The 25,116-nt window shown below is 48.3% G+C and carries 27 protein-coding genes and 3 tRNA genes; 27 read left to right on the top strand and 3 right to left on the bottom strand.

The window, feature by feature from the left end; genetic code table 11:
* The first annotated feature begins 257 nt into the window (after window positions 1-257).
* The 21 genes from RWJ96_RS01050 (at window position 258) to RWJ96_RS00950 (ending at window position 16,743) form a co-directional block, all read left to right on the top strand.
* A complete protein-coding gene (locus RWJ96_RS01050; RefSeq protein WP_314018425.1) occupies window positions 258-608 on the top strand; it encodes an HNH endonuclease in 351 nt (116 codons plus the stop codon).
* A 127-nt stretch (window positions 609-735) separates the two neighbouring features.
* Complete coding sequence (locus RWJ96_RS01045; protein ID WP_314018423.1) at window positions 736-1,188, top strand: hypothetical protein; 453 nt, start codon at window positions 736-738, stop codon at window positions 1,186-1,188.
* Between the two features lie 46 nt (window positions 1,189-1,234).
* Window positions 1,235-2,650, top strand: a complete 1,416-nt coding sequence (locus tag RWJ96_RS01040; RefSeq protein WP_314018421.1) for a hypothetical protein — start codon at window positions 1,235-1,237, stop codon at window positions 2,648-2,650.
* Window positions 2,650-4,050, top strand: a complete 1,401-nt coding sequence (locus RWJ96_RS01035) for a phage portal protein (protein WP_314018420.1) — start codon at window positions 2,650-2,652, stop codon at window positions 4,048-4,050. Before RWJ96_RS01040 ends, RWJ96_RS01035 begins: the two co-directional genes overlap by 1 nt.
* Before the next feature lie 2 nt (window positions 4,051-4,052).
* Complete coding sequence (locus RWJ96_RS01030) at window positions 4,053-5,183, top strand: hypothetical protein (RefSeq protein WP_314018418.1); 1,131 nt, start codon at window positions 4,053-4,055, stop codon at window positions 5,181-5,183.
* A 221-nt stretch (window positions 5,184-5,404) separates the two neighbouring features.
* The gene (locus tag RWJ96_RS01025) at window positions 5,405-5,851 is read left to right on the top strand and encodes a hypothetical protein (protein ID WP_314018416.1); all 447 of its coding nucleotides are present in this window, start codon (window positions 5,405-5,407) and stop codon (window positions 5,849-5,851) included.
* A gap of 14 nt (window positions 5,852-5,865) precedes the next feature.
* Complete coding sequence (locus tag RWJ96_RS01020) at window positions 5,866-6,747, top strand: phage major capsid protein (protein ID WP_314018415.1); 882 nt, start codon at window positions 5,866-5,868, stop codon at window positions 6,745-6,747.
* 2 nt (window positions 6,748-6,749) lie between these two features.
* Entirely contained in the window at window positions 6,750-7,130 is a 381-nt protein-coding gene (locus tag RWJ96_RS01015) for a hypothetical protein (protein WP_314018413.1), read from the top strand.
* Window positions 7,130-7,474 carry a hypothetical protein gene (locus RWJ96_RS01010; protein ID WP_314018412.1) on the top strand — a complete coding sequence of 115 codons (345 nt, stop codon included), beginning with the start codon at window positions 7,130-7,132 and terminating at the stop codon, window positions 7,472-7,474. Before RWJ96_RS01015 ends, RWJ96_RS01010 begins: the two co-directional genes overlap by 1 nt.
* Complete coding sequence (locus tag RWJ96_RS01005; RefSeq protein ID WP_314018410.1) at window positions 7,467-7,751, top strand: hypothetical protein; 285 nt, start codon at window positions 7,467-7,469, stop codon at window positions 7,749-7,751. Before RWJ96_RS01010 ends, RWJ96_RS01005 begins: the two co-directional genes overlap by 8 nt.
* 2 nt (window positions 7,752-7,753) lie before the next feature.
* Complete coding sequence (locus tag RWJ96_RS01000) at window positions 7,754-8,119, top strand: hypothetical protein (RefSeq protein WP_314018408.1); 366 nt, start codon at window positions 7,754-7,756, stop codon at window positions 8,117-8,119.
* Window positions 8,120-8,121: 2 nt separating this feature from the next.
* The gene (locus RWJ96_RS00995; protein WP_314018406.1) at window positions 8,122-8,703 is read left to right on the top strand and encodes a hypothetical protein; all 582 of its coding nucleotides are present in this window, start codon (window positions 8,122-8,124) and stop codon (window positions 8,701-8,703) included.
* Window positions 8,703-8,978 (top strand): hypothetical protein, encoded by a 276-nt coding sequence (locus tag RWJ96_RS00990; RefSeq protein ID WP_314018404.1) that lies wholly within the window; start codon window positions 8,703-8,705, stop codon window positions 8,976-8,978. Before RWJ96_RS00995 ends, RWJ96_RS00990 begins: the two co-directional genes overlap by 1 nt.
* 14 nt (window positions 8,979-8,992) lie before the next feature.
* On the top strand, window positions 8,993-9,382 hold the full coding sequence (locus RWJ96_RS00985; protein WP_314018402.1) for a hypothetical protein: 390 nt from the start codon (window positions 8,993-8,995) through the stop codon (window positions 9,380-9,382).
* A gap of 14 nt (window positions 9,383-9,396) precedes the next feature.
* On the top strand, window positions 9,397-11,577 hold the full coding sequence (locus RWJ96_RS00980) for a hypothetical protein (RefSeq protein WP_314018400.1): 2,181 nt from the start codon (window positions 9,397-9,399) through the stop codon (window positions 11,575-11,577).
* Window positions 11,574-12,428 carry a hypothetical protein gene (locus tag RWJ96_RS00975; protein WP_314018398.1) on the top strand — a complete coding sequence of 285 codons (855 nt, stop codon included), beginning with the start codon at window positions 11,574-11,576 and terminating at the stop codon, window positions 12,426-12,428. Before RWJ96_RS00980 ends, RWJ96_RS00975 begins: the two co-directional genes overlap by 4 nt.
* Complete coding sequence (locus tag RWJ96_RS00970; protein ID WP_314018396.1) at window positions 12,428-12,889, top strand: phage baseplate protein; 462 nt, start codon at window positions 12,428-12,430, stop codon at window positions 12,887-12,889. Before RWJ96_RS00975 ends, RWJ96_RS00970 begins: the two co-directional genes overlap by 1 nt.
* Window positions 12,890-15,106, top strand: coding sequence for a phage tail protein (locus RWJ96_RS00965; protein WP_314018394.1), 2,217 nt, complete (start codon window positions 12,890-12,892; stop codon window positions 15,104-15,106).
* An 11-nt stretch (window positions 15,107-15,117) separates the two neighbouring features.
* Window positions 15,118-15,447, top strand: a complete 330-nt coding sequence (locus RWJ96_RS00960) for a hypothetical protein (protein ID WP_314018393.1) — start codon at window positions 15,118-15,120, stop codon at window positions 15,445-15,447.
* Between the two features lie 40 nt (window positions 15,448-15,487).
* Window positions 15,488-15,703 (top strand): holin, encoded by a 216-nt coding sequence (locus RWJ96_RS00955; RefSeq protein ID WP_314018392.1) that lies wholly within the window; start codon window positions 15,488-15,490, stop codon window positions 15,701-15,703.
* Entirely contained in the window at window positions 15,703-16,743 is a 1,041-nt protein-coding gene (locus tag RWJ96_RS00950) for an N-acetylmuramoyl-L-alanine amidase family protein (protein WP_314018390.1), read from the top strand. Before RWJ96_RS00955 ends, RWJ96_RS00950 begins: the two co-directional genes overlap by 1 nt.
* A gap of 351 nt (window positions 16,744-17,094) precedes the next feature.
* Here RWJ96_RS00950 and RWJ96_RS00945 read toward each other — a convergent pair.
* A tRNA-Arg gene (locus tag RWJ96_RS00945) sits at window positions 17,095-17,171 on the bottom strand.
* A gap of 146 nt (window positions 17,172-17,317) precedes the next feature.
* Between RWJ96_RS00945 and RWJ96_RS00940 the strand changes: the two genes are divergently transcribed.
* The 5 genes from RWJ96_RS00940 (at window position 17,318) to ptsP (ending at window position 22,076) form a co-directional block, all read left to right on the top strand.
* Window positions 17,318-18,508, top strand: a complete 1,191-nt coding sequence (locus RWJ96_RS00940) for a MalY/PatB family protein (protein ID WP_314018388.1) — start codon at window positions 17,318-17,320, stop codon at window positions 18,506-18,508.
* Window positions 18,509-18,771: 263 nt separating this feature from the next.
* Window positions 18,772-18,847, top strand: a tRNA-His gene (locus RWJ96_RS00935).
* 15 nt (window positions 18,848-18,862) lie between these two features.
* A tRNA-Lys gene (locus RWJ96_RS00930) sits at window positions 18,863-18,938 on the top strand.
* Between the two features lie 130 nt (window positions 18,939-19,068).
* The gene (locus RWJ96_RS00925) at window positions 19,069-20,082 is read left to right on the top strand and encodes a 1-phosphofructokinase family hexose kinase (protein WP_035435088.1); all 1,014 of its coding nucleotides are present in this window, start codon (window positions 19,069-19,071) and stop codon (window positions 20,080-20,082) included.
* Window positions 20,083-20,372: 290 nt separating this feature from the next.
* The gene (ptsP, locus tag RWJ96_RS00920; protein ID WP_314018386.1) at window positions 20,373-22,076 is read left to right on the top strand and encodes a phosphoenolpyruvate--protein phosphotransferase; all 1,704 of its coding nucleotides are present in this window, start codon (window positions 20,373-20,375) and stop codon (window positions 22,074-22,076) included.
* A gap of 177 nt (window positions 22,077-22,253) precedes the next feature.
* Here the strand turns inward: ptsP and RWJ96_RS00915 are convergent, their stop codons facing one another.
* The gene (locus RWJ96_RS00915) at window positions 22,254-23,183 is read right to left on the bottom strand and encodes a diacylglycerol kinase family lipid kinase (protein ID WP_314008708.1); all 930 of its coding nucleotides are present in this window, start codon (window positions 23,181-23,183) and stop codon (window positions 22,254-22,256) included.
* A gap of 173 nt (window positions 23,184-23,356) precedes the next feature.
* Here RWJ96_RS00915 and RWJ96_RS00910 point away from each other — a divergent pair, with 173 nt between their 5' ends.
* Window positions 23,357-24,235 (top strand): ABC transporter permease, encoded by an 879-nt coding sequence (locus RWJ96_RS00910; RefSeq protein WP_313996116.1) that lies wholly within the window; start codon window positions 23,357-23,359, stop codon window positions 24,233-24,235.
* 7 nt (window positions 24,236-24,242) lie between these two features.
* Here the strand turns inward: RWJ96_RS00910 and RWJ96_RS00905 are convergent, their stop codons facing one another.
* The gene (locus tag RWJ96_RS00905) at window positions 24,243-24,962 is read right to left on the bottom strand and encodes a UTRA domain-containing protein (protein ID WP_314018384.1); all 720 of its coding nucleotides are present in this window, start codon (window positions 24,960-24,962) and stop codon (window positions 24,243-24,245) included.
* Window positions 24,963-25,116: the final 154 nt, after the last annotated feature.

Below are 25,116 nucleotides of genomic sequence, written 5' to 3'. Positions count from 1 at the left end.
AAGGCGATTATGTTTAACCTGTACCCAAGCGATAAGGACTTGTTAGAGTTTCTAGAATCAAAGATGAACCGCTCGAGCTATATTAAAGACCTGATTCGTAAAGATATGGAGAACTCGAGAAAATAAGTTCTGCATACTCTTGCGCACTCTTGCGCGGTGTTTTGTGATATTATGTACAGTAGCGATTTACGCATCAAAGGACCTAATAAGCGTTCTGGTACAAGCCAGGGCGCTTTTTTGTTTAGCAAGGTGATCTAGTGGCAAAGAATGTTCGCCAGGGAAATGGCAATGCTAGACGGAAGCTGAGAGCCTGGCTTATGGCTCAAGGACTACCGTGCGCCATTTGTGGCAAGCCAATTAACTATGCGCTACCTGCTGGACATCCAGATGCATTTGAAGTGGATGAAGTTGTTCCCGTATCGAGGTACTGGCTCAGACTTTACAACGCTCAGCGTCATTGCTGGGCTGGTCCTTTTGAGTCTGGGCAAGCGGCGGCGCTCAGCCAGGACAACGTACAAGCTACTCACAGACACTGCAATCGTGAGAAGAGCAACAAGATTCCTTGTGATGTGAGCCAAGGGAAGATATTCAGAAGCAGACAGTGGTAAAGATGGGGCGGGGTGACACTCACCCCCTATAAGCAGCGGCTATCTCGGCGGCACAGAGCCATTTTTTCAGATGGGGCAATATTGATGGCTACGAATGAGAATGCACACGTGAACGGAAGGAGCGTGCATGGTGAACAGTAAGCATGGAGCAACACTCTCGCAGACTGAAATTAACTACATTCTAAAAGCTAAAGACCAGGGCGTTCCAAACAAGGTTATTGCAGATACCATTGGCCGTTCTGTGCGTGTGGTGCAGAAGTACTACAGCCTGTATCAACAGAAAAACAATGCAGCAAAGACAGCGATGGAAAAGCTTCCAGATAAAGAGACGCTGACTCACACGCTGCCATTCAGAGAGCGCAAACAACAGAACACAATTGAGCGCCTAAAGGAGCTTCGCAATTTGCTCAGAGAGCAAATGCTCGTTGCTGATCCACGCAACATTTCCGCAATTTCAAAAGAGTATCGAGCAGCGGTCACGCAGATTGCTGAGCTGGAGGGAGCTGATGCAACAGATGTCGTTGAGACAAAGCACGACGACGCAGTCGCACAAGCCCTCAAGTTCGTCGTTGGAGCCTAGGTATTGCATTTACAGGCCATACACTAAATCCCTGGCACCGCTTGTAGTGGCACTTGCTAAAGAAGGCGGCTTTGAATTTGCACAGTGGCAAATCAAGGCGCTAGAGATTCTTGCAGCGGTTGATACTGACCTTCAATTCATTCAGCGCATCTTTGGTTTATCGGTACCAAGGCAGAATGGCAAAACAACCATTGTTGAGTGGTACATCATCACACTTGCGATGATGCTTGGTTACCGTGTTCTATGGACCGCGCACAACTACAACACGACAATGAAGACGCTCGAGGACTTCCGCAACATCTTAGGCGCAAAGCCAAACGATGAGGTGCGAGGTATCAAGTACTTCAATGATTCGCTCTTAAGAGTCTCATCAAAGACCGCACAAGAAAGCTTCACTTTTAAGTCGCAAATGGAAGGCAAAGGAGAAGGCTTTATAGCATTCTCTACAAGAACTAAGACGGCAAACCTTGGTAACACCTTCGACTTGATTGTGGTCGATGAGGCTCAGGAGCTTTTACCAGAGCACGTTCAAGCCTTGTTGCCAACTACCTCGAGTGGTCCTAATAAGAACCCGCAATTCATTTACATGGGAACTCCAAGACGTGCTGGTTCTCCTGCTGATAAGTTCGACAAGATGCGCTCAGATGCAATTAACAACAATGGCGAGATTGAGACATCCTGGATTGAATACGGACTCGAAGAAGTCGGTGATGTTACAGATGAAGAACGCTGGTACCAAGCAGCGCCATCACTTGTCGAAGGTATTACTAACATTACGGCTTTGCGAGCTCTTAGAACTCAAATGGATAGTTTGCAGTTTGCTCAAGAGTGTCTAGGAGTATGGCTTACTCCACAGGAGCTTGCAGGAGGTGCAGGAGCACCACTCATTGACAAAGAGACTTGGCAAAGATGTGCAACAGCTACGCCACCTCAAGGCACACCTTCTGCCTATGCGGTGAAGTTCTCAGTTGATGGAGTCTACTTCGCTGTATGCGTTGCGATAAAAGACGGTGACAGCACACACGTTGAGCTCGTGGACAAGAGAGCTACTATCGGCGGCAAGCAGGCGCTTGCAGAATTTGTGACTAAGCGTGCTCAAACGGCGCCAGTCATCATTGACGGCAAGGCGGGCGCTGAGTCTCTCTATAGGCGAGTTATCGATTTTGTTCCAGAAGACAATGTGGTAATTCCAGCGGCTGCTGACTTAGTCACGGCCAACGTTGACTTTGTCGATGCAGTCAATGAAGGCTCAATTACATGGTTTAAGCCTGATTCCTTAGATGACTCAGAAGAAGATGAGCTGACAAAGGCAGTTACTGAGTCCTACAAGCGCCCTATCGGCCGCACAGGTGGCTGGGGCTTTGATGGTGAAAGAGCAGCGGTTGTTGAAGCTGCAACATTAGCTGCTTGGGCAGCAAAGCAATACGAAGATGATGAAGATGAAGGCGAGGTATTCTTCTAATGGATAGAGGACTCGATGCTTCCATGGCTGCTGCCATTGGTCTATCAGATGAGAACAGAGAGGTTGTCTCTCAGCTTGTTTCAGTGTGGCGCAAACACTATACCAGGAATGTTCTCAGAGACCGTTACTATAACGGCAATGTCAAGGTTAAGGATTTAGGCGTTTCCGTGCTTCCTCAGTTAGCTTCTAAGATTGATGCCAAGATTGACTGGGCGGCAAAGTGCGTTAACTGGTGGGCTGATCGTGTGCAGTTCCAGAACTTCAATGCGACTGACACGGCTGTTAAAGAGGAACTTCGAGCCATTTCTCGCGAGAATGACTTAGAGAACTTGGTGCGCAAGGTTGTCATGAGTTCACTTAGACACTCAGTTGCGTTCATTAGTGTTACCCAGGGCAACCCAGAGTTTAATGAGCCGGATGTTGTTATCTCCGGATATCCTGCAACGGCTGCATCTGCTATTTGGTCAGACGCTAAGAAGCGCATTGAAGCTGCTCTTGTAGTGGTTGACGCTGAGTGGAACAGAACACAATCAATCAAGACCCCAACGCTTGTTTACGTCTTCACAGATGACACGTTTATTACACTCAGTCTGCTCAATGGTAGATGGTTTGCAACTGAAGAATCGCACTCAATGGGCAGAGTTCCCGTTGAGCCCGTTGCGTATCATTCAACACTTGAGCGACCATTTGGCACCTCACGTATTAGCCGCACGGTTATGAGTCTTGTTGATGATGCGCAGCGTGAGATTCTCAACATGAGCGCAACCGCTGCATTTGCTTCTGCTCCACAGAAGTATCTGCTTGGCGCTGATGCAAGCGTTGCTCAGAAGATTGCTGACTCACCTTTTGGCGCGTTCATTGGCTCAACGTTCATTGCAACATCGAACAAGAACAAGCAGATTCCGAACTATGGACAGCTTCCACAGCTTACTATGCAGCCACACAGTGACTATATGAAGCTGCTTGCTTCCATGTTCTCAGACGCAACGAATGTTCCACTTTCCTCGCTTAGCTTCACATCCGCTAATCCAACTTCAGCAGATGCAATCATTGCTAACCAGGAAGACGCGATTATCGACATTACAAGCTACATCGCTTCTTGCAAGAGATCTCTTGTCAATGTCTCAGCTATGGCTCTCGCGGTAAAGCATGATTTAGACTTCTACAGCGCCATGCGAGACAACGAGACAACGGCTGTCTTTGCTAACCCGGAGACACCATCACCCGTCTCAATGTCTGATGCCATCACAAAGCAGGTATCTACCTTCCCGTGGCTTGCAAGCTCTGATGTCCCACTGCGAGCTCTTGGTTATAAGGATGATGTTCTCACAGAGCTTCAAGCTGACCGCCGCCGTTTTGCGGCACAGGAGCTGGTTAGAACTGCTGCACAAAGTGAGTAGTTATGGACATTTCAAAAAAGGAGATGGAGTCGTACCATCGACTACTATCTCAAATTCAAGAAAGGTCTAAGTCTACTTTTAGTCGTCTTGTTGAAGCTGGTCTAAAAGCTAACCCAAACATGGATGATGGCGAGTTTCTTAAACTCGTTGAGAATTCAATGATTAGCACAACGCTTTCTTTTGGTGATGCAGCAGGAACTGTCGCACTTGATTTTTTTGATGACGCAATAGGAATTCCGTCAAAAAATACAGACCTTGTTAAACTCCCTTATTTCGTAAATGACAAAATAAGGGAGCGCATCAATCAATATGCTCAAAATAACGAGATTAAAAGTGGGGACTTCAAAGAGATTTGCGGCAATCTTGTTGCAAGTGAGGTTCTGCAGCAAGCAAATCGGACAATAAGCAAAGCTGGTGCAAGGAACGGAATGAAATTTGCTCGCGTACCACAAGGTGGCGAGTGTCCATTCTGCGCTTGGCTTGCTTCTTTTGGCTTCCATTACACAGAAAAAGGCGCAAATTCTCATTATCATGATCATTGCAGATGCAAGGTTGTTGCTGGAAAACCTGGAACTAAAGTCGGTGGCTATCAACCAGAGTTAATCAGGAGTAGATTTAAAGAGGTTGCTGATTCAATAGGATTAGATGTAAATAATGCTAAAGACAAAAAAGCAATCTTAAAAGAATGTGCTAGAAGAGATTCTAACTGGCTTAACGGAAGAGAGCCTAGGGTTTCCTTTACAAGCAAAGCTGTCAGAGACGATATTTTAACAAACCACAAAGACGAGTACGAATCAGCTCAGAGAATGATTAAAGTTGGCATGCCGTGTTGTTTCCAGCAGGATTTTAGGACTTATCGTGATGGGAAAGAAGAGAAACGAGTTGGAAAAGCTGATTTTACTAAAGGTCTTGAGCTTAAAGTTTTAAAAAATACATCTTCATTCAACACGATTGATGGGTATTTAAAAAATACGAGTAGGAAAGAGGACTGCACTTGGGTTGTTTTTGATAATTCAATTAATCCAGATATGACAGATGTTCAGCTTGAAGAAAATATATTAAAAAGCAAGAGATTTAAAGCTGGTCGTATCTATTATTTAGGACATGACATGAAGATACATTTTGTCAGATAAAAAAATCGCCCCGGTCATCCCATAAATTGTGATAGCGAGGGCGATTGCAAGTTAAATATACCACATTTCCCGCTAGTTTAACGGAAAAAACAAAAGATTCTGGTTCTTTAGATCTACGTTCGATTCGTAGGCGGGAAGCCATTAAATCCATTGTGTAATCAACCAGCCGCACGGCTGGTTTTTTATTAAGGTCCGCACGGACAGAAAGAAAGGGGCACAAGATGCCAGACACTACTGAGCAGGAGCAAGTACAAGAGACAACAGAGGAAGTCAAAGAAGAAGCTGCACAGCTTGATGAGACTGACACTGTTGACTACTGGAAAGCTCAAGCACGCAAATGGGAGAAACGTTCCAAGGAGAATTCCAAAGCCACAGAAGAGCTCGCAGATGCTCAGAAGCGCGCACAGGAAGCTGAAGACGCAATAAAGGGTTATAAGACCCGTGAGGAACAAGCCTCAATGAAGAGAAAGATTGCGTCTGAGTTCAATGTGCCAGAAGAGCTTGTTGTGGGTTCCACAGAAGAGGATATGCGCCAGTTTGCAGAAGTACTCGTCAAGCACCTAAAGCCCAAAGCAGGAGTAAAAGCTCCACACCCTGGCAAGTTCACCACAGAAGCAGGAGATAACTCCGCAAAGGTTGAGCTTGCACGTCAATTATTTGGTAACTAAGAAAGGATTTAACAATGCCAGCAACAAACACTACTAACATTAAGCTTCCTGTTGAGATTGCAAAGGACCTTGTCTCCAAGGTTGCAGACACTTCCGTCATTCAGACTCTGTCTGCTTCTTCTCCAGCAATCTTTGCTAACCGCGCTTCCATCCTGTTCACTCAGGACCCAGAAGCTGAGATTGTCGGAGAGTCCGCACAGCACTCTTCTCAGACTGTCGGTCTGAAGCCAGTAGATCACACCATCAAGAAGCTCTCTGTCACTGTCCGCTTCTCTAATGAGGTTCAGTGGGCAGATGAGGACAGCCAGCTTCAGATTGTTGACGCAATCGTTGACAAGTCCGCTGCTGCTCTTGGCCGTGGTCTTGACTATCTTGTCTTCCACGCTCTTAACCCTGCAACCGGTATGCCTGCAACTGGTCTGACTGCTCTGACTGCCGGTGCAACCGCTGTCACCGCAACCACTGACCCAGCTGCTGACCTCGATGCACTCGCTGACGCAGTTGACCCAGGCTACTCCATCTCTGGTATCGGTCTTTCTAAGGCTTACGCTTCCAGCCTGCGTAAGGTTCGTGTCAAGAACACTGGCCTGCGTATGTTCCCTGAGATTCCAATCAACCTTAACACTGGTGTAGTCGATGGCCTTGCAGCTGCAACTTCCAACACTGTCTCCGGTGCTCTTGCTAAGACTGCTACTAAGGTTCTTGCCGTTATGGGCGACTTCAACCTCATCAAGTGGGGCATTGTCCGCGACATCAACATCGAGACCATTGAGACTGGTGACCCAGACGGACTTGGCGACCTTAAGCGTCTTGGCCAGGTTGCTTACCGCGCAGAGGTTGTTTACTCTTACGCAGTCATCGACCCTAAGGGTTTTGCAGTTCTTAAGAGCGCTTAATCATGGCAGGGCAGGTTAAGCCCTTCGCAACTCTGAGCGACTTAAAAGCAATGTTTCCGACCTTAGAAGCAACAGATGAAGGGAGAGCGGAGAACCTGCTCTCCCTTATCTCTGCTGCTGTTGGCTCTCTTTGTGACGTTGAGTCTAAGGACCCAGCTGTTCTGAAGCTTGTCGTTTGCCAAGTGGCAATTAGAGTGCTTCAAGCTGGCTCAGAGACACCAATTGGAGTGCAGTCGGAGTCCTGGACTGCATCACCTTTTGGCGGCTCTGTATCCTATTCAAACCCAACAGGAGACATCTACTTCACATCATTTGAGAAGTCACTTCTTGGTGTCGATGAAGGGTACGCGATATTTGCGAACCCTCTGCCAAAGGAGGACTAATGAAGCCAACAATGACGCTCTTTGTGAAGGAGCGCACGTCATCTGGTGCCGACCGATTTGGCAATGAGTCATTCACATACTCAGAGCCAATAAGCGTTCCTGGATGTCTATTTGCGCCATTCCAACCAAAGGACTTAGAGGTGAGCAGACCTGAAGGCGTTGAAGTCACAGCAACCGCTTACTTTCCTCGCGGCTGGGCTGAGCGTCTTAGACGTGCTCAAGTCAGTCCAGACGGTAAACGTTGGTTCAATGTTGTTGGCGCTCCAGTCGATTTCCCAGAGCAGATGATTCCGAAGGGTTGGAAATGGAGCTGCTTAGTACCGCTTGGAGCTGTTGATGGCTAGGCAGTTCACGGCTTCCAATGCAGGCGGCACAGTCAAGATGATCTATAAAGCTAACAAGCTGACATCAATCTTAACTGGTGCTAAGACGCAGGAAGTCTTACGTAAGAGTGCAGAGAAGATACGAGCTCGTGCCGCTTCGATGTATGGTGCTAAAGACTATGGCGTGAAGGTCACAGTCGGTAAGAATCGTGCTCATGCGGTTGTTCACACAGCAAGCGTACACGCAATCAACTCTAACGCTCTGCATAACACGCTGCAGAAGGCAGCAAGGGGGTAATCATGATATTCAGCTCAATGGAGCACGTCATTAAGTGGGCACATACCACAATCGGTCTACCTTGTTCAACCGAAGTTCAGAAAAACACTCCAGATGAGTTCCTTCTTGTCGACCGCACAGGCGGCGAGATGGACTATCCGCATGATTCCCCTGAGTACACCATATCAATTTGGACGAGGAGCAGTGCACGCTCTGAGCAGGTTGCTCATGAGCTTGCCATTGCTCTTAAAGTGACCCCACCAACCGATAGAAACATTAATGCCGTCTTCCCGCCGAATGTATTTAGCTATGGCAAGCAGGAAGGCGACTTTGTCGTGTGGCAGGTCGCATTCTCTATGTCAGTCAATATTAAAGATGAAAGGAATTAACTATGGCAGTTGACGCTTCCAAAGTACTTGTTGGCGCACTAGACCAGGCTACTACTGGCGCTGTCCTGGACGCTCCAGTTGGAACTCCTATCCCAACAGACTTGAACTCTGCTCTTAATGCTGCATTTAAGGACTCTGGCTATATCTCCAGTGACGGTATCGCTCTATCTACCGACTACTCTACCAAGGACATTACAGAAGCAAACGGCGCTAATGTTCGTCAGCTCCTGGAGAAGTTCGATGGTACGGTCAAGTTCACTGAGCTTGAGATGTCCGAGCGTGCAGCGACTCGTGCGTTTGGTAAGGATGCAGTAACCGTTACCGCTGCAACTTCTACCCGTGGCACACAGATGAAGATTGCAATCGGCGCAAGACTTCCAGAGGTTCGCGAGTGGGTATTCAAACTGAAGGATGGCGCTGCGAAGATGATGATTATCGTTCCTCGTGGCCAGGCTATTCCACCTTCTGAGATGAACTTCCAGTCCGCTGAAGCTGTAACACTTCCAGTCGAGCTGAAGTGCCAGCCAGATGCACAGGGTAACAGTATCTATATTCTTACTGATGATGGAGTAGTGACTCGATAATGCTTAACTTCTCAACCTCCCATAAGACGCTTGATATTACCGTTGACGGTGCAGAGTGTCATATCCCTCTCCAGCTAACTCTCGCAGACATTGAACGCGTTGGCATTCTTGAGAATGCTGAAGCTTCTAGCATGGAAGCAGTGAAGTGGTTCGTGAGCTTCTTGAAGCCTTATGTTGTTGAGGTTGAGAAGCTTAGTATTGACGATCTATCTTCCATCATGTCTGAGTGGAATAAGATGCGTAGTGAAGCCGGTGAGGTTGAAGCGGGGGAATAGTTTGGCTCTCGCAGGTGATTCTTAAGCATACTGGAGAGCTTGAATACGACCTTATGACACTCACAGGCTTCACATTAGATGACCTTGGAGAGCGCCTTAGTTATAGGGCGCTCTTTTCTTTTATCCAAAACTTGCCTAAGACTTCTGCGCTTTGGAAGGCAACACATCCCAATGATATTGACTATGCACTCTGGGAGTCGCAAGAGATTGTTCCACAGCTTCTTGCAAGGCTCTCAGACCAGCTAAGTCAGCTTACATGGATGTATTCCTCTGCTAACACAACCAAGAAGCAGCCTAAGCCTAAGCCACTCACACGCCCAGGCGTTGAGAGTGCCAAAGAGGAAGTCTATGGCAAGGACCCAATCCCAATTAGTCAATTTAATGACTGGTGGGACTCACACTAAATTAGGAGGTGAATATGGCTAACGCAGAAGTGGGTTCTGCTTACGTCTCTGTCATTCCCTCGACTAAAGGCTTCAATGAAGGTGTAGCAACAGCAGCGTTTGACGGCATGAAGACGGCAGCTCTCGGAGTTACAGCGGCAGTTGCTGCTATTGGTGCAACTATGATTGCCATCGGTAAGCAGTCACTTGACGCATACGCAAACTTTGAGCAGCTTTCTGGCGGCGTTGAGAAAATTTTTGGCGAAGCGTCAAGCCAAGTCATGGCTAATGCACAGGCAGCTTATGCTATCGCTGGTGTCTCAATGAACCAGTACATGGATCAGCTCAACAGCATGGGTGCAGCTCTCAAGCAGTCTTTTGGCGGTGATGTGGTTGCGGCGGCTCGTGCGGGCAACATGGCAATTACCGACATGGCTGATAACGCATCAATCTTCGGCTCTAATCTCCAAGATATTCAGAACGCATATCAAGGCTTTGCTAAGCAGAACTACACGATGCTTGACAACTTGAAGCTCGGATATGGTGGTACAAAGCAAGAGATGGAGCGTCTAATTGCAGACGCTAACGCTTTTGAAAAGGCACAAGGACGCGCTGGTGACTTAACCATCGAGAAGTATGGCGACATCGTCCAGGCAATCCACGACATCCAGGAGCAGCAAGGCATTATGGGTAACTCTGCTGAAGAAGCAGCAGAGACTATCCAAGGCTCTATTCAAATGATGCAAGCTTCCTGGGAGAACTGGCTCACGGCTATTGCTGACCCAAATGGTGACATTGAAGGCATGTCTGAGAAGCTTCTAAAGTCTATTGGAACAGTCGTTAAGAACCTCATTCCAACAATCGTCCGTATTACCAAAGGACTTTTTAAGGCGCTGCCAGATGTTGCAAAGGGCATTGGTGAGGAACTTGGCAACATGCTTGCTGCTGTTGTTGAGAGCTTGGACTTTAAGTCAATCGCGTCTGGTATGTTCTCATCGTTTACGAGCGCAGCAAAGGCAACAGACCTTAAAGACCTTGGGGCCAGCGTCGCAGAGAAGTTGACAGGATCTATTGAGTCTTTCTTGTCTGACAACCAAGTTGCAATCGGCGACTTTATCGACACAACAGGCTTTGATGTCTATGGTGTTGCTGATTCTCTTGAGGGGCTTATAAGCTCAATTGAAGACTTTGCTAAGGGTATTGGCGATTCCTTTAACAACATTATTGAGAATACAAATGCCCTGGATGAAGTCAACGGTATCTTCAAGGCTAACATGGAGCAAGTGTCACTAGCTTTAGAGTTCTTTATGGACTTGCTCTCAAACATTTTGAACGTACTCACTCCATTTATTGAACCGCTCATGGAGCTTGGTGTTAGCGTGCTGCCGCTTGTTCGCGGTGCGATGGAAGGCTTGAACGGTGTTCTTAGCTTCTTGATTGATACCGTTAACGGTGTCTTTTATGCTCTACAGCCACTCATTGACCAAATATCCAAGGACCTCACAGCTTGCATTCAGTCTGTTACCCCTCTCTTTAAAGACATGGGTGACGATATGTCCAACGCTGGTAGTGACGCAGCCAATTTTGGCGTTACAGTTCGTGAGATTTGCGGAGGTCTTAGACCCGTTATCGAGGGACTAGCAACAGTTGTTCACAATGGTATGAGTGGTATTGCAGCTGCGTTGTCACTTGGCACAGCCGCATTCCTTGCATGGAAGAACTTCTGTTACTCGATTGGTGACGGTATCAAGAGCAACTTCAATAACATGGTTAGCTTTATTTCTGGCATTCCTGGTAAGATTAAGAGCTTCTTTGCTGGTCTTGTTATCCAGTTACCACACATCAAGCTTCCTTATCTCCACATCTCCGGCGGTTTTTCGATTGTTCCACCTTCTGTTCCGCATTTCAGTATTGAATGGTACGCAGAGGGCGGCATTCTTACCAAGCCAACGATGTTTGGTATGAATGGCTCACGCCCTATGGTTGGCGGTGAAGCAGGTCCAGAAGCGATTCTTCCAATCGACAACATCAAAGGTTACATGGTTGACGCAATGAATGAGTCTAACTACGAAAGCGCTGTCGTTGCTGAGATTAGGAACATGCGCGAGGACCTTAAGAACATGAAGCTCTATATGGATGCAAGACTTGTTGGCAGTGTCGTATCTCCATACGTTGACGCTAACCTGGGTGCTTACAAGGTGGTGGCAAGTCGATGAACCTCGAGATATATGTAGATGGCACACCGCTTTGCGAGACATTCAACATGATCATGACAGACTACGTTGATACACCACCTGCACCAAAGACAATGCAAGTCACAATTCCTGGAGCTGATGGCGTTCTAGACCTCTCTGAGTGGTTTGCTCACCGCCCGCTCTTTGGTAAGCGCACAATCGAGTTTACCTGCTATCCAAATGCCGCTCTTGATTGGCCAGAGATTGAGCAGTCTCTTACTAAGCTGCGTAACTTATTGCATGGCAGAGCGTACGACTTCAAGCTGTCCTGGGATGAAGGTTATACATATCATGGACGCTTTGAAGTCGACACTCAGAAGATGTTCATGCAAGGCATGGCACTCAAAGTAAAGGTTGTTTGTGAGCCTTATAAGAGCAAAGGAATTGTCGAGTATCTGCTTAATGGAGAACTTGGCAAGTCTTATGTTGTTGACGGTCCTGCGCATGACGTTTTGGCGGTCATTACCACACAGGCAAATGCAATCGTAAACATCAATGGTACGAGCTTCTTCTTAAGTCCTGGCGTATGGTCGAGCGATGCTGCACGTCTCCACAATGGCAAGAATACAATCACGGTAAACACCACGCCTGACTATGGCACAGCCCTGTGGCGTGATTATACCGGCGATAAGTGGAATCGCTTTGACGGGCTCACGCTTAGCTACCTTGCAAGAGCAGGACAGAACAGGCTCAAGAGCCTTAAATGGCAAGCTTACACAGGTAAGACGTGGGAGAGCGTTCGCGGCGCGTGGCAAAACAACATGTACGTTGGAGACAACGAGAATCATCCAGGCAATGACGTATCACTCAAGTTCGAGTGGAAGGACATTTAATGAGTACTAAAACAGCAAGGCTTGGACTCACTAAGCCAGATGTGACAGATGATGTTACACAGACTATTAAGGACTTGGCAAAGAACTTCGACCTGCTGGACGCAATGTTTCCAGTAGGAGCAATCTATCAGAGCACTAAGCCAACTGACCCATCTACGTTTCTTGGCGGTACGTGGCAAGCATTAAACGGTGTATTTCTCTTGGCTCAGTCGCAGAAGTTTCCAGCTGGCTCAACAGGCGGCGAGGATACACACACGCTGACAATCAATGAGATGCCAAGCCACAGCCACGATACTAGCATGCACTACGGCACGGATAATGGCGGTGGCAGCCAGTGGACTGCACGCTCCGCAGACACCTACACTAACTATCGCTTCCAGGTTGACGCGGTCGGCGGCGGTCAACCTCACAACAACATGCCACCATATCGCGCAGTCTATATGTGGGAGAGGGTGGCTTAAATGTACATCTTGAAGTATGCAGGTAGTGTGCTTCATGACCCACGTACAGACGTTCAAATCTCAGCAGGTACCTTAAAGGAAGAGTCGGGACAGTCCTCGACTCTTTCTCTTACTATCCAGCCGACGCACCCGCTCTGGGATAGCTTTACCCGTGACACGGTGATGCTTCCAAACAGAGAGGTTGAGTTGTTTGAGGTTGAGACTGGTCTTGTGCTCTTCCGTGGCCGTGTTAGAGCAATCTCTATGGAGTTTGACGGTAGTAAGAAGCTGACATGCGAGGGTGCGATGGCATACCTCAATGACACCACTGTTAGACCTTACAAGACCTATGACACTGATGAGATTGAGTGCGACATCAACGCACCTGCTGAAGCTAATAAGCTATTTGAGTGGTTCATTGAACAGCATAATTCACACGTCATGAACGCATGCGAGAAGTTCATAATTGGCGTTAATGCTGGCGCAAATTATGGCAAGCTGCAACGCGGTACAGGTACTAGACCCGCAACACTCAAAGAGATGCGCGACAAGCTTGAGAAAGCGTGCGGCGGTTGGTTGCGTGTGAGGTATGACGCAACAGGATCTATTATCGACTGGCTGCCAGATACAGGCGCAGCAGAAGCAACTCAGAGAGTAGAGCTAGGCAGCAACCTCTTAGACCTCGACACACAGGTTGACGGAAAAGACATCTACACGGCTATTGTTCCAGTCGGAAAGACTGGCAAAGGCGAAGATGAGCATAAAGTCAACGTGTCAGCTGAGACTGCTTACGTTCCCTTTGGCTATGCAATCCAGGGCGATGCAGTTGTCGATATGACAGCGGTTGAGAAGTATGGACTCATCGAGAAGACGATGTCCTATGACTTGGATACTCCTCAAGCACTTGCTGACAAGGCTGTTGCTGACCTCGCAGCAGGCAAGCTAGATGACTCTATCGAGGTGTCAGCATTTGACTTGCACAACCTTAATGAGCAGACGTTGCCAATCGACTTCTTAGACCGTGTATTCGTTAAGAGTGAGCCACACGGTATTGAGCGTTACATGATCTGTTCAGGTCGCACAATCAACCTAACTAACCCAGCTGCTACTCAGTTTAAGCTTGGCGCAATAACTGCAACGCTGACAAGAGGTGGCACGAGCTCACAAGAGTCAGCCCAGGAAAGCATTGCCAAGCGTGTCACTTCTCTCTCTAACGCAACAAGAAATATCGCAAAAGACGCAGCGACAACAACCATCAAAGTTGCAGCAGTTGAGGAGAAAGCGGTAGCGGTTGAGAAGAAAGCTGACGCAGCCACGGAGAAGATTGCAGACGTTGCAACCACGGCCACAGCGGCAGCCGAGAAAGTTGAGACTGTCGCGGCTAAAGCTGAGAAGGCGGCGGAGGAAGTGAGCCACGTAGCAACAGATGCAAAGAACGCCAAAGATGCAGCAAAGGAGGCGAAGACCATGGCGACGAAAGCGCAGAGTGATGCTAATGAAGTCAAGAGTGCGGTTGCAAATCTAACCAACACGTTCTCACACGATGTAGATGGCGCACACGTTGGCGATAAGGCAGGTATGCACACTACTATTGACGCTCAAGGAATGAAGCTACTGAACAATCAAAAGGAATTAGCGTCTTTTAGCGCCGGTATTGTCACCCTTGGAGGAACAGCCCTAAACATCGTAGCGGGCTATAGCAACGGTAGAGACGATAGCAGGGCTACGGCGTTGATGACCTCTAATCTGCTTATTAAGCCTACTAACGGGCTTGAAACAGAAGCGGTGTACATGGCTAACCGCCTAACAAGCAGCGATAGAATGAACACTACCGCCATTAGTGCAAACGTTAGCAGTCTGAGCGTATCAACTAACAACAATGCTCAGAAAGTAAATATTACGTTTGAGCAGCTTATTAAGTTGCTAAAGTTCACCCCGTGGATAACACTAATGGACAACGGCGCATGCCGTGTACGCTACTGTTTTCGTGGTGGAATGGCGTACCTAGATTGTTACCTCGCAGCGGGCTATTCGACGTATACAACCACAGCGCAATTACCCGATGAGGTACTACCCGCAATCAATGGATATTACCCGCTTGGCACTCAGACCGCTAATAATACGGCAAAAATTTGGGTCGGTGCAGCGGGTGGCGGTGACGGTCATGTGTACTTTTATAACTGGTCGAGCGGTTACGCTACGGGAATTATTCCGATTCTTCCTAAGAGTCTCGAGTAGGAGGTGACGTTATGAACCCACTAACATTCGAGCAGATTGTCGCCGCCGTGTCGTTTCTTGGAATGGTGCTCACGCTCATCAATGGCGCTAAGGCAATGAACCGCGCAAGCCAGGAAGACGCGATGCGTTTGGTGCGTATCGAAGAAGGCGTGAAGCAGCTCAAGAGTGACTTAGACGACACGCAGAAAGCCTTCACGGCTTACATGGCGCGCACTGATGAAACTATTACGAATATTCGCGATGTGCTCTCTGTACACGATACGCGTCTCGCTGTGGTTGAGGATGTGACCCGTAATCAGGCGGGACGGCTGGAACGCCTAGAACAGGCGCGTACACACTAGGTAATTATCGACAACTTAAAATCGTTTGAAAGGAAACACTATGAACGAGTGGATCAAGGCAGCATTGGTACGAGCAATCAAGACGGCGGCACAAACCGCAGTGGCTCTTATCGGCACAAACGCAATCGGCATCACAGGCGTTGATTGGGTGGCCGTTGCTTCTGCGGCAGCTCTCGCAGCCGTTGTGTCCCTGCTTACCTCCATTGCAGGTATTCCGGAGGTACGCGAGGGAAAGTCTCCACTGGAGGGCAGATAATGGCTGATTTTTCGGGTGAAATTACCGCGGATGCGTATATTCCAACGTCAGCATATTCAGCTGGGCGAGACGGTCATTCCGTGCAGTATATCGTGGTGCATCACGAAGCTGCCACAGGCTTAGACGGTGCAGCCATTACAGCCATGTGGGACAGAATGCAGGCACAATCCGCGCACTATTCTGTGGATGGAGCAGGTACTATCACCCAGCACGTACTGGAGAGCAACACCGCATGGGCGTGTGGCCGCTGGGTTGCTAACTGCGAGAGTATTAGCATCGAGCACGCTAATAATTCCACTTCGCCATGGACTGTCTCTGAAGCTACCCTAGAGAGCGGCGCACACCTCGTGGCCGCTCTTCTTATTAAGTACGGCTTAGGATATCCACGTTGGGGTGGTAACGTCCGTCCACATTCGCAGATCGTGGCAACCGCTTGCCCTGGCGAGCTTGCCGGCTCTCAGAATGCGCACTTTATGGAGCGTGTTTGCTACTGGTATGAGGTCATGACTGGTGCACGCTCAAGCTCTGAGGTTGGCTGGCACACAGACGGCAAGGGCAGCTGGTGGTACCAAACAGGCGAGTCATCGAGTGAGTACGCTATTGGTTGGTATAAGGTCGGCGATAAGTGGTATTACTTCAACGAGAAAGGCTGGATGCTCACCGGCTGGGTTCACGCTTCTTGGGAAGGCTCTGAGAAGTTCTGGTGGCACTTCGGCGAGACTGGCGCACTTGAATCGGGAGATTGGCTTGAGTACAACGGAAGCTGGTATTTGCTAGGCTCTGACGGGCGCATGGTCACAGGTTGGCAGGAGCGCGACGGAAACCATTATTACCTCGACGAAACTGGCCGCATGATTACTGGCTGGCTTAACCTCAACGATGACTGGTTCTATCTACGCTCCGATGGCTCACGAGTTGAAGATTGCCTTTATGAGGTTGGAGCAGACAACATCTGCGCCTTCGATAAGGAAGGAAAGCTTCTCACAGGCGACATCACAGTCACGACCAATGATGATGGATACATCGCTGGAATTAAGTAATATTTACCCCTCTCGTTTTGACGAGAGGGGCTTTTTTCATGGGTAAATACTCCAACTCATAATTTACGTGTCTTAAAATGCCTTACAGCAAGCCGTTTAACTGGGAATTTGTAAAGGTAAATTTACTCGCTTTTCTTTATTGATTGTTTCAATACGGTTAACAACAATGTTTCCCCTTCAATTCTCTTCTTTTGAATATATCGAGGTAAATCGACTATCTAAATAGTTAAAACTTTTATTCGAACAGGTATTCTACTTTTACAGTAGCCATACAGTTTGGAGGCAAAATGGAGGCAGCTGATAAAAAATTTAACAAAAAAGGTAGACAGCAAGCCATCTACCTTGGGTTTTTGGTGCCTCCTGCGCGATTCGAACGCGCGACCTGCGGTTTAGAAGACCGACGCTCTATCCAGCTGAGCTAAGGAGACATATAGCGTCGTTCATTATAGCAATAAGGATTGCAAATACGTCGCGCCATCAAAGATTTTCTTATCAGAAGAATGACAAAGGAAAAGAAAAGTAGCTACACTAAAAGCAGCTACACTGATTACAGGCTTACGTGAATGGAGACACTATGTCTTACGATTTTGAATCACGCGTTGATCGTGCTGGTACTGGTTCTAGAAAATGGAACGTCATGTATGAGGTGAATCCTGATGTAGCTCCTGGTATTCCACCTTTTTCTGTTGCTGATATGGAGTATCACACAGCCCCAGAGATTGTCGAGGGCCTCAAGGAATACATCAATGACGCAATCCTTGGCTATTCCGTGCCAACCAATCAGATGAAGCAGGCTGTGTGCAAGTGGATGAAGACCCGCCACAACTGGGATGTAAAACCAGAGTGGCTGCTCAACTCTTCAGGTGTGGTGCCCGCGCTCTTTGCATCTGTTGCCGAGTTCACCCAGCCAGACGAAGGTGTCATCCTGTTTACCCCTGTCTACCATCCGTTCTACATGGCAGTTGAGGAGAATAACCGTGCGCTGGTAGAGTGCCCGCTTGTCCTGTCAGAAGGTCCTCACTACGACATTGACTTTGACCTGCTTGAGAAGCTTGCTGCAGAGCCAAAGAACACCATGGTCATCCTGTGTTCACCCCATAATCCAAGCGGTCGCGTGTGGACCAAAGAAGAGCTCACGCGCATCGCAGAGATTGCGGTTAAGCACAACCTCATCGTGGTCGTTGACGAGCTCCATCACGACCTCATCATGCCAGGCTCTACGCATACCGTCTTTGAAACAATTTCTGATGAAGTCGCAGCGCGTACCATTACCTGCACAAGCGCTTCAAAGAGTTTCAACCTGGCTGGCACACAGTTCAGCAACATCATCGTGAGCAATCCAGAACTGCGTAGCCGCCTCGAGAAGCGCCTGGAGACCCGAGAGACCACCTCATGCAATCCAATCAGCTTCAAGGCCTGTGAGCTGGCTTATAGCAAGGGTGGGGCATGGCTTGACGCATGCATCAAGGCTGTTGACGATAACCAGAAGTTGGTCCTGGACTTCTTCGCCACCAAGCACCCTCGGGTGAAGCTTGCACCAATCACGGGAACCTACCTCCAGTGGCTCGACTTCAGGAACCTTGGCCTTACTCCAGAAGAGCTTGACCACCTGTTGCAGTTTGAGGCTCAGATTTTCTTCACCGACGGAGTCTTCTTTGGCGAGGCTGCCCAGGGTTTCAAGCGTTGGAATTTGGCAGCCCCTCGCGTCGAGATTGAGGAAGCGTTGAATCGTCTGGATGCAGCACTTACGGCTCACGGTTTCTAGACACAGTCTGCGGCTTTAAGCGGACTGATTGCGGTTTCTTGACACCGCACCACTGCCATACCACCATATACCTGCTCGTATAGTGCATGAAATCACCTGCGGAGAAGCTCGTTCTTCTCCGCATTTTGTTTGGTGAGAAACCCGTTGCACCGGCAGATTTCTAAGAAAATCAAAAAAGAGTTTGAAAAAACTGCGTTTCTCGCTTGCATCTTTTTCTGATTCTGTAATAATGATTTAGCTGCGTTTCATGAGGTGGCCAAATGGTGGGAGTAGCTCAGTTGGCAGAGCGACGGACTGTGGCTCCGTAGGTCGAGGGTTCGAGCCCCTTTTCCCACCCCATTCGAAACGTTAATTGGATCGTTAGCTCAGCTGGTAGAGCAGGGGACTCTTAATCCCAAGGTCCAGGGTTCGAACCCCTGACGATCCACCATTTGAATTTCAAACCCCGGCATGCGTCGGGGTTTTTATTTTTTGTGAGTCACTAGTTTCTAATTGTTTGTTGCGAGGGATTGCGTCATACTGAAGTCTCCATGATTTTATTGTAGTTCGGAGGACTCGCCGTGATTTACACAATGACGCTTAATCCCGCGCTTGACTATGTCATGCACCCAAACACATTGGACATGGGCTTTACTAACCGTTCCTCCTCAGAAGAGTTGCACTGCGGTGGTAATGGTATTAACGTCTCCACACTCTTAAATGAGCTTGATAAAGTCACCGTTGCTATGGGCATTGTCGGTGGGTTTACCGGTGAATACCTGCTGAGTGATCTTCAGCGTCAGGGTATTCCAAGTAACTTTGTCAAGCTGGATTCAGGCTTTACCCGCATTAATGTCAAGCTTAACGGCATTGTTATGACTATGGTCAACGGCAATGGTCCACGCATTCCGGAGAAAAAGGTTGATGAGCTGCTGGAGCGCATGGATGTTGTTGGCGCAGGTGACACCCTGGTTCTTACCGGTTCTATTCCAAGCTCGCTTCCAGAGGATATCTACACTCGCCTTATGGCTCAGCTTGCTGGTCGCGGTATTCAGTTTGTTGTTGACGCTCCTGGTCAGCTGCTTATGGAGGCTATTAAGGCTCAACCATTCCTGATCAAGCCTAACAACCACGAGGTTGGCCGTATCTTTGGTGCAAGTCCAGAGACTCCAGAAGAGTGCATTCCATTTGCAAAGAAGCTCCAGGACGGCGGCGCTCGCAACGTTATCGTCTCTTGCGGCGGTGCAGGTTCGCTGCTCCTGGACGAGTACGGTACTGAGCACATTGTCCCAACTGCAAAGATTCGCCTTGTTAACGCAACTGGCGCTGGTGACTCCATGGTTGCAGGCTTTTTGGCAAAGACCACCGCTGGCTATGATTACGACACTGCGCTTATCTACGCTTCTGCTTGCGGAACGGCAACTGCAGCAAGCCGAGGAATCGCAAAGCGCGCAACCATCGATCGTGTTGTCACCGCTCTCTACAAGAAGATGGGCCGAGAAATGCCTGCTTCTATCGCAGAAGAGATTCAGCTTGCTCGCCAGAAAGAAGAGAGCCGCGAGGGTAAGTCTTCTTGGCTTGCAGATTCTGAGTAGTAATCGCAGCTAGAACACGTAGTTCTTTTGGCGAGAAACCCTCAGACGGTGCACTTTCGCCGCGTAAGAAATACTGAGCGTTTTGACTATTGTTAACGTACAAACACTTGGCAAGAAGGATTTTCTCGCCAAGTGTTTTTTATTGAAATTTATTTAAAGATACTCACAACGTAACAGGTCAAAAAAATGTTACCCTGTAAAAAGACAGGTTAGTTTCTGCGACTATTGTCCTGTGTTGATAGGCTTGCAGAACGTTATACACCGCTAAACGGACAATGATAGGAGCATGTATGTTTGAGGGAGTCAATGCATCCAACGGAATCGGCATCGGTACTGCTCAGGTTGCCGTAGATCCAGACCTCACTTTTACTCCGCACACTGTTGAGGACACTGCTGCAGAGAAGGTTCGTTACGCAGAGGCAGTAACTAAGTTTATTGCACAGACTAACGCACAGATTGAGCGCATGACCAAGACAGTGGGCGAGGAAGCCGCTGCTATTATGGGTGCTCACATTGAGTTTGCTGAGGATGAGGGCATCAAAGAGGCTGTTAACGGTGCTATTGATGGCGGCACCTGCGTTGAGCAGGCTGTAAGCGACGCCTACGACATGTACTACAACATGTTCCTTGGCATGGAGGATGAGCTCTTCCGTGAGCGCGCAGCAGACGTTGCTGACGTCAAGACCGGTCTTCTCGCTGACCTGCTTGGCAAAGAGGTTGTTGACCTCTCCACACTTCCAGAGAACTCCGTCATTGTCTGCCATGAGCTGACTCCTTCTATGACTGCAGACATTGATAAGGACCACGTTGCAGGTATTGTTACCGAGACTGGTGGTCGTACTTCTCACTCCGCAATCATTGCTCGCGCTCTTGAGATTCCTGCAGTTCTTTCTGTTCCTAATATCACTTCTGAGGTTGCAACTGGCAACGCTATTGTTGTCGACGGCACTAACGGCAAGGTTGTTGTTAATCCTTCTGAGGCTGAGCTTGCTGAGTACAAGACTCAGGCTGAGGCTTATGCTGCAGAGAAGGCCGCTCTTGAGGCTTACCGTGGCAAGGAGACCGTAACTGCTGACGGCATCCAGGTTCTGCTTGTTGCTAATATCGGCAACCCAGATGACGCTAACGGCGCAGTTGACGCTGACGCTGAAGGCATTGGTCTGTTCCGCTCCGAGTTCCTGTTCATGGACGCAAAGGAGCTTCCAAGCGAGGAGGAGCAGTTTGCTGCTTACCAGAAGGTTGCTCTGCGCATGAAGGATAAGCCTGTCATCATCCGTACCCTTGATGTCGGCGGTGATAAGGAGATTCCTTATCTCAACATGAAGGCCGAGGAGAACCCATTCATGGGCTTCCGCGCTATCCGTTACTGCCTCAACAATGCTGAGCAGTACAAGGTTCAGCTCCGCGCTCTTCTCCGCGCATCCGCATTTGGCGATATCAAGATTATGCTTCCTCTTGTTACTACTGTTGACGAGGTCCGTGAGGCAAAGGCTCTTGTTGAGGAGTGCAAGCGTGAGCTTGACGCTGAGGGCGTAGCTTACAACAAGGACATTGAGGTTGGCACCATGATTGAGACTCCATCTGCATCTCTGATTGCAGATAAGCTGGCTCGTGAGTGCGACTTCTTCTCTATTGGTACCAACGATCTCATCGGTTACACCATGTGCGCTGACCGCGGCAATGATCGCGTTGCCTACCTCTACGAGGTCTACCAGCCATCCGTTCTCCGTTCCCTCAAGTTCCTCATCGGCGAGGGCAACAAGGAGAAGATCATGGTTGGTATGTGCGGCGAGGCAGCTGCAGACCCACTGCTCATTCCAGTCCTGCTTTCCTTTGGTCTGGACGAGTTCTCCGTTTCTGCACCATCTGTCCTGCGCACCCGCAAGACCATTGCTGCTTGGACAAAGGCTGAGGCAGACGAGCTTACCGCTCGCGTTATGGAGCTTGATACCGCAGCTGAGGTTAAGGCTCTGCTTGAGCGTGAAGCTCGCTAAGTTCTAGTCGTAAAGTCTTAGCCTACACGATACAAATTCAGGGGCATCTGCGCTGGCAGGTGCCCCTGTTTCTTTAACGTTAAACCTTTTGGCGAGAAGATCGATCTTCTCGCAATGCGCAACCAGCAAAGCCCGAGCCGCGAAGCGCGACCTACGGCGCAGGAGTCGCTCTGTGCGCTAGGGAACAATCACGGAAAGTGCAGCGGGAATAACTTCAATGACAAACTGCTCTGCAAAGGGAAGCTCTTCTCCGTCTACCTGAATTGGGACAGGCTTGTGGAAAGTTACCACTGCTTGCTTGAGGTGGCGCTCCTCAATGATGCGGGAGTTGACGTGTTTGCCAGCCCTAGCCAGGCCAAACAGAGCCAACAGGTGAGGAATGATAGGTACTTTAGTGTTGTAGCAGACGGTAAGAAGGCCATCGTCAGGCTGCGCATGCGGACAGACCTTAAAGCCACCGCCATACGTAGGGCCAATCTGGAAGGCCATGATAAGCGCTTGAAGATCAATGTCCTTCTCGCCATCAAACGAAACGGTGCAAGGGTAACCCTTGCTACCTGCAGCCATAAACTTGAGACCCGAGGTTAAGAAGAGCGCCTCGCCCTCGGTAGAGGAGTTGTTCGCTCGGCGCTTTGTGGTGTCGGCTGCAATAGCTGCATCAAGTCCAAACGACATGGTCTCCATGAAGTAGACGTCGTTGATGCGACCAATCTCTAGCTGCTTAACCTTGCCGCGAACCAGCTGTGCAAACGCGCCTTCGGGGTCGTTAATTTTCATACCCAGAGTGCGTGCATAGTCGTTTCCCGAACCCATAGGGATAATGCCAAGCGCTGGACGAACCTCTGGCGATAAGGTCATGAGGCCGTTGACCACCTCGTGGATGACGCCATCTCCGCCAAGTGCGACAACCGTATCAAAGTCCGCAGCTTCTGCGGCCATGACACGCGCATCTCCCATAGCTGTGGTGAGCTTGAGCTCGTATCCGTCTGTTGCAGCAGAATAGCTGGTTAAAAAGTGGCGAGCAAACTCTGCACCAGCAGCACCTTTACCGCTATGAGCAGCCGGATTAGCAATGATAAGCGTGCGTCCAAGAGGGGATTGAGACATATTGCACCATTTCTACAAGCGCTACTGTTGAGCGCGCTGTTACTAAATAGTCTTGTCACCACATATCAAAATAAAATAGTGGAGAAAACAGTTCAACAACGTTTCAAGTTTAAACGGCTTTGTCTGTCTGTGCTAGGATAAACCATACAGAAATCGGTAGAAAAGGATAGCGCGTGAGCGAGTCTTCAACACAAACTAATAATGCGCAGGACACAAGCGTAGTTTCTGCCAATACTAATAGTGCAAGTCTTGTTGCTGTTTCTGCTCGAGATGCATGGTATCCAACACATCAGCGTGACCAGTTCATTTTGCGTCAGCTGGTAAGTAAAGACTTTAAGCTCAAATATCGCCGTTCCATTTTGGGCGTTGTGTGGTCAGTTTTGAACCCACTTTTGATGATGACCGTTATGGCAGTTGTCTTTTCTACGTTTTTAGGCAACCGCGCCGAGGATGTTGTGAACTATCCTCTGTATCTTATTCTTGGTAACACAGCGTTTCAGCTGATGAACGATGCAACCACTATGGGAATGCGTTCAATTATTGATGCATCTAGCTTGCTTAAGAAGGTTCGCATCAATCGTGTTGTTTTCCCTGTTCAGAAGGTGCTTTTTGCGGTTGTAAACTATCTTTTCTCGCTCATTGCTGTTGGCATTGTTATGCTTGTCTTCCGCATTCCGCTGACAATTTATTCATTGCTCACACCTGTTGCTTTGCTTCTTCTGGCTTGTTTTTGCATCGGTCTTGCAATGCTTCTCTCGGCCCTTGCAGTCTTCTTTAGAGACGTTATCCACCTGTGGAGCGTTGTAACCACTGCTTGGATGTATGGTACACCGCTCTTTTACTCCGTTAATATCATGTCGCCTTGGATGCTTCAGATTGAGCGCTTTAATCCAATGTTCCACTTTGTAACATTTATTAGAGATTGCCTTCTTTTCCAGAAGTTTCCTGCAACAAGCACCATTTTAGGCTGCCTTGTTTCTGCAGTTCTTGCTCTCGTAATTGGCTATACCGTTTTCCACAAACTAGAGAAGAAATTTATTCTGCACATTTAACCGCAGATTATCTTTTTGAAATAACCTTGTAGCAGAACGTTTCTGGATGACTACGAGTTTGTGTGAAGCCAAACATAACGCCTTTTGAGTTGAATGAATGGCTTTCCACCACTGCAACGCAGTTAAAATCTCCAAGCTCTAAATGTTGCTGGTCTTGTTCAGTTGCCAGTTCAACACTGATTGTTCTTTTGCTCTTTAGAATTTTCATATGAAGCGTGTTTTCTAGGTATGCATAAATAGACGTTGATGCATCAGCAATGGTTAGATTTCCAACGGCAGATGCTAAAAGGTAGTCGTTGTCTATCTGGCGAGAAGATCCGTCGAGTTTACGGATTCGAACAATGTGGATAAGTTCTTCTCCTGTTTTAAAACCAGTTTGATGAGAAATACTGTCTGTGCAAGGAACGTGCTCAAAGACAATGACATTTGTTTCAGGTACAAGATTGTTTCTGTGGGCATATTCTTGAAAGGACTCAAGTCCTTCTAATGAGCCAATAACCTCACTTGGCTTTTTCTGCCAAATAACGCGTACGCCTCTACCGTGAATAGGCTGAAGAAAAGCTTCATCGGACAGAAGTGTGAGCGCACGTCGAACGGTGTTTCTGGAGCAGGAATATATCTTAGTAAGCTCCATCTCGGTTGGTAAATAGGACTCATACGCATATGTCCCGTCTAAGATCTTATTTTTTAAATCATGATAAATCGTATTAAACCGTGCGCTTGGCATATTTTTTCCTTAACGTGCTGTTGAAGGTTGGAGTTGCATGTTCAAGTTGCTCTTGATTAGATAGTAGCTTTATAAAATGAAAGTTACATAAAATGATTCCTTTCATACCATTTACCGATAATTTCATACCGCTCGGAAGTGAGTTGTTTAAACA

It is taken from the genome of Lancefieldella parvula (assembly GCF_963547875.1).
In the GTDB taxonomy this organism is placed as follows: Bacteria; Actinomycetota; Coriobacteriia; order Coriobacteriales; family Atopobiaceae; genus Lancefieldella; species Lancefieldella parvula_D.
The sequence above is the reverse complement of the archived record's forward strand: the minus strand, read 5'-3'. Positions and strand labels throughout refer to the sequence as shown.

What these genes read in the sequence shown, in the direction of transcription:
- RWJ96_RS01035 (WP_314018420.1), top strand. Translation starts at nt 2,650, where the DNA reads ATGGATAGAGGACTCGATGCTTCCATGGCTGCTGCCATTGGTCTATCA.
- ptsP (WP_314018386.1), top strand. Translation starts at nt 20,373, where the DNA reads ATGTTTGAGGGAGTCAATGCATCCAACGGAATCGGCATCGGTACTGCT.
- RWJ96_RS01000 (WP_314018408.1), top strand. Translation starts at nt 7,754, where the DNA reads ATGATATTCAGCTCAATGGAGCACGTCATTAAGTGGGCACATACCACA.
- RWJ96_RS00970 (WP_314018396.1), top strand. Translation starts at nt 12,428, where the DNA reads ATGAGTACTAAAACAGCAAGGCTTGGACTCACTAAGCCAGATGTGACA.
- RWJ96_RS00960 (WP_314018393.1), top strand. Translation starts at nt 15,118, where the DNA reads ATGAACCCACTAACATTCGAGCAGATTGTCGCCGCCGTGTCGTTTCTT.
- RWJ96_RS01005 (WP_314018410.1), top strand. Translation starts at nt 7,467, where the DNA reads ATGGCTAGGCAGTTCACGGCTTCCAATGCAGGCGGCACAGTCAAGATG.
- RWJ96_RS00965 (WP_314018394.1), top strand. Translation starts at nt 12,890, where the DNA reads ATGTACATCTTGAAGTATGCAGGTAGTGTGCTTCATGACCCACGTACA.
- RWJ96_RS00995 (WP_314018406.1), top strand. Translation starts at nt 8,122, where the DNA reads ATGGCAGTTGACGCTTCCAAAGTACTTGTTGGCGCACTAGACCAGGCT.
- RWJ96_RS01025 (WP_314018416.1), top strand. Translation starts at nt 5,405, where the DNA reads ATGCCAGACACTACTGAGCAGGAGCAAGTACAAGAGACAACAGAGGAA.
- RWJ96_RS01045 (WP_314018423.1), top strand. Translation starts at nt 736, where the DNA reads ATGGTGAACAGTAAGCATGGAGCAACACTCTCGCAGACTGAAATTAAC.
- RWJ96_RS00975 (WP_314018398.1), top strand. Translation starts at nt 11,574, where the DNA reads ATGAACCTCGAGATATATGTAGATGGCACACCGCTTTGCGAGACATTC.
- RWJ96_RS00955 (WP_314018392.1), top strand. Translation starts at nt 15,488, where the DNA reads ATGAACGAGTGGATCAAGGCAGCATTGGTACGAGCAATCAAGACGGCG.
- RWJ96_RS00980 (WP_314018400.1), top strand. Translation starts at nt 9,397, where the DNA reads ATGGCTAACGCAGAAGTGGGTTCTGCTTACGTCTCTGTCATTCCCTCG.
- RWJ96_RS00905 (WP_314018384.1), bottom strand. Translation starts at nt 24,962, where the DNA reads ATGCCAAGCGCACGGTTTAATACGATTTATCATGATTTAAAAAATAAG.
- RWJ96_RS01020 (WP_314018415.1), top strand. Translation starts at nt 5,866, where the DNA reads ATGCCAGCAACAAACACTACTAACATTAAGCTTCCTGTTGAGATTGCA.
- RWJ96_RS01030 (WP_314018418.1), top strand. Translation starts at nt 4,053, where the DNA reads ATGGACATTTCAAAAAAGGAGATGGAGTCGTACCATCGACTACTATCT.
- RWJ96_RS00940 (WP_314018388.1), top strand. Translation starts at nt 17,318, where the DNA reads ATGTCTTACGATTTTGAATCACGCGTTGATCGTGCTGGTACTGGTTCT.
- RWJ96_RS01015 (WP_314018413.1), top strand. Translation starts at nt 6,750, where the DNA reads ATGGCAGGGCAGGTTAAGCCCTTCGCAACTCTGAGCGACTTAAAAGCA.
- RWJ96_RS00990 (WP_314018404.1), top strand. Translation starts at nt 8,703, where the DNA reads ATGCTTAACTTCTCAACCTCCCATAAGACGCTTGATATTACCGTTGAC.
- RWJ96_RS01010 (WP_314018412.1), top strand. Translation starts at nt 7,130, where the DNA reads ATGAAGCCAACAATGACGCTCTTTGTGAAGGAGCGCACGTCATCTGGT.
- RWJ96_RS00915 (WP_314008708.1), bottom strand. Translation starts at nt 23,183, where the DNA reads ATGTCTCAATCCCCTCTTGGACGCACGCTTATCATTGCTAATCCGGCT.
- RWJ96_RS00950 (WP_314018390.1), top strand. Translation starts at nt 15,703, where the DNA reads ATGGCTGATTTTTCGGGTGAAATTACCGCGGATGCGTATATTCCAACG.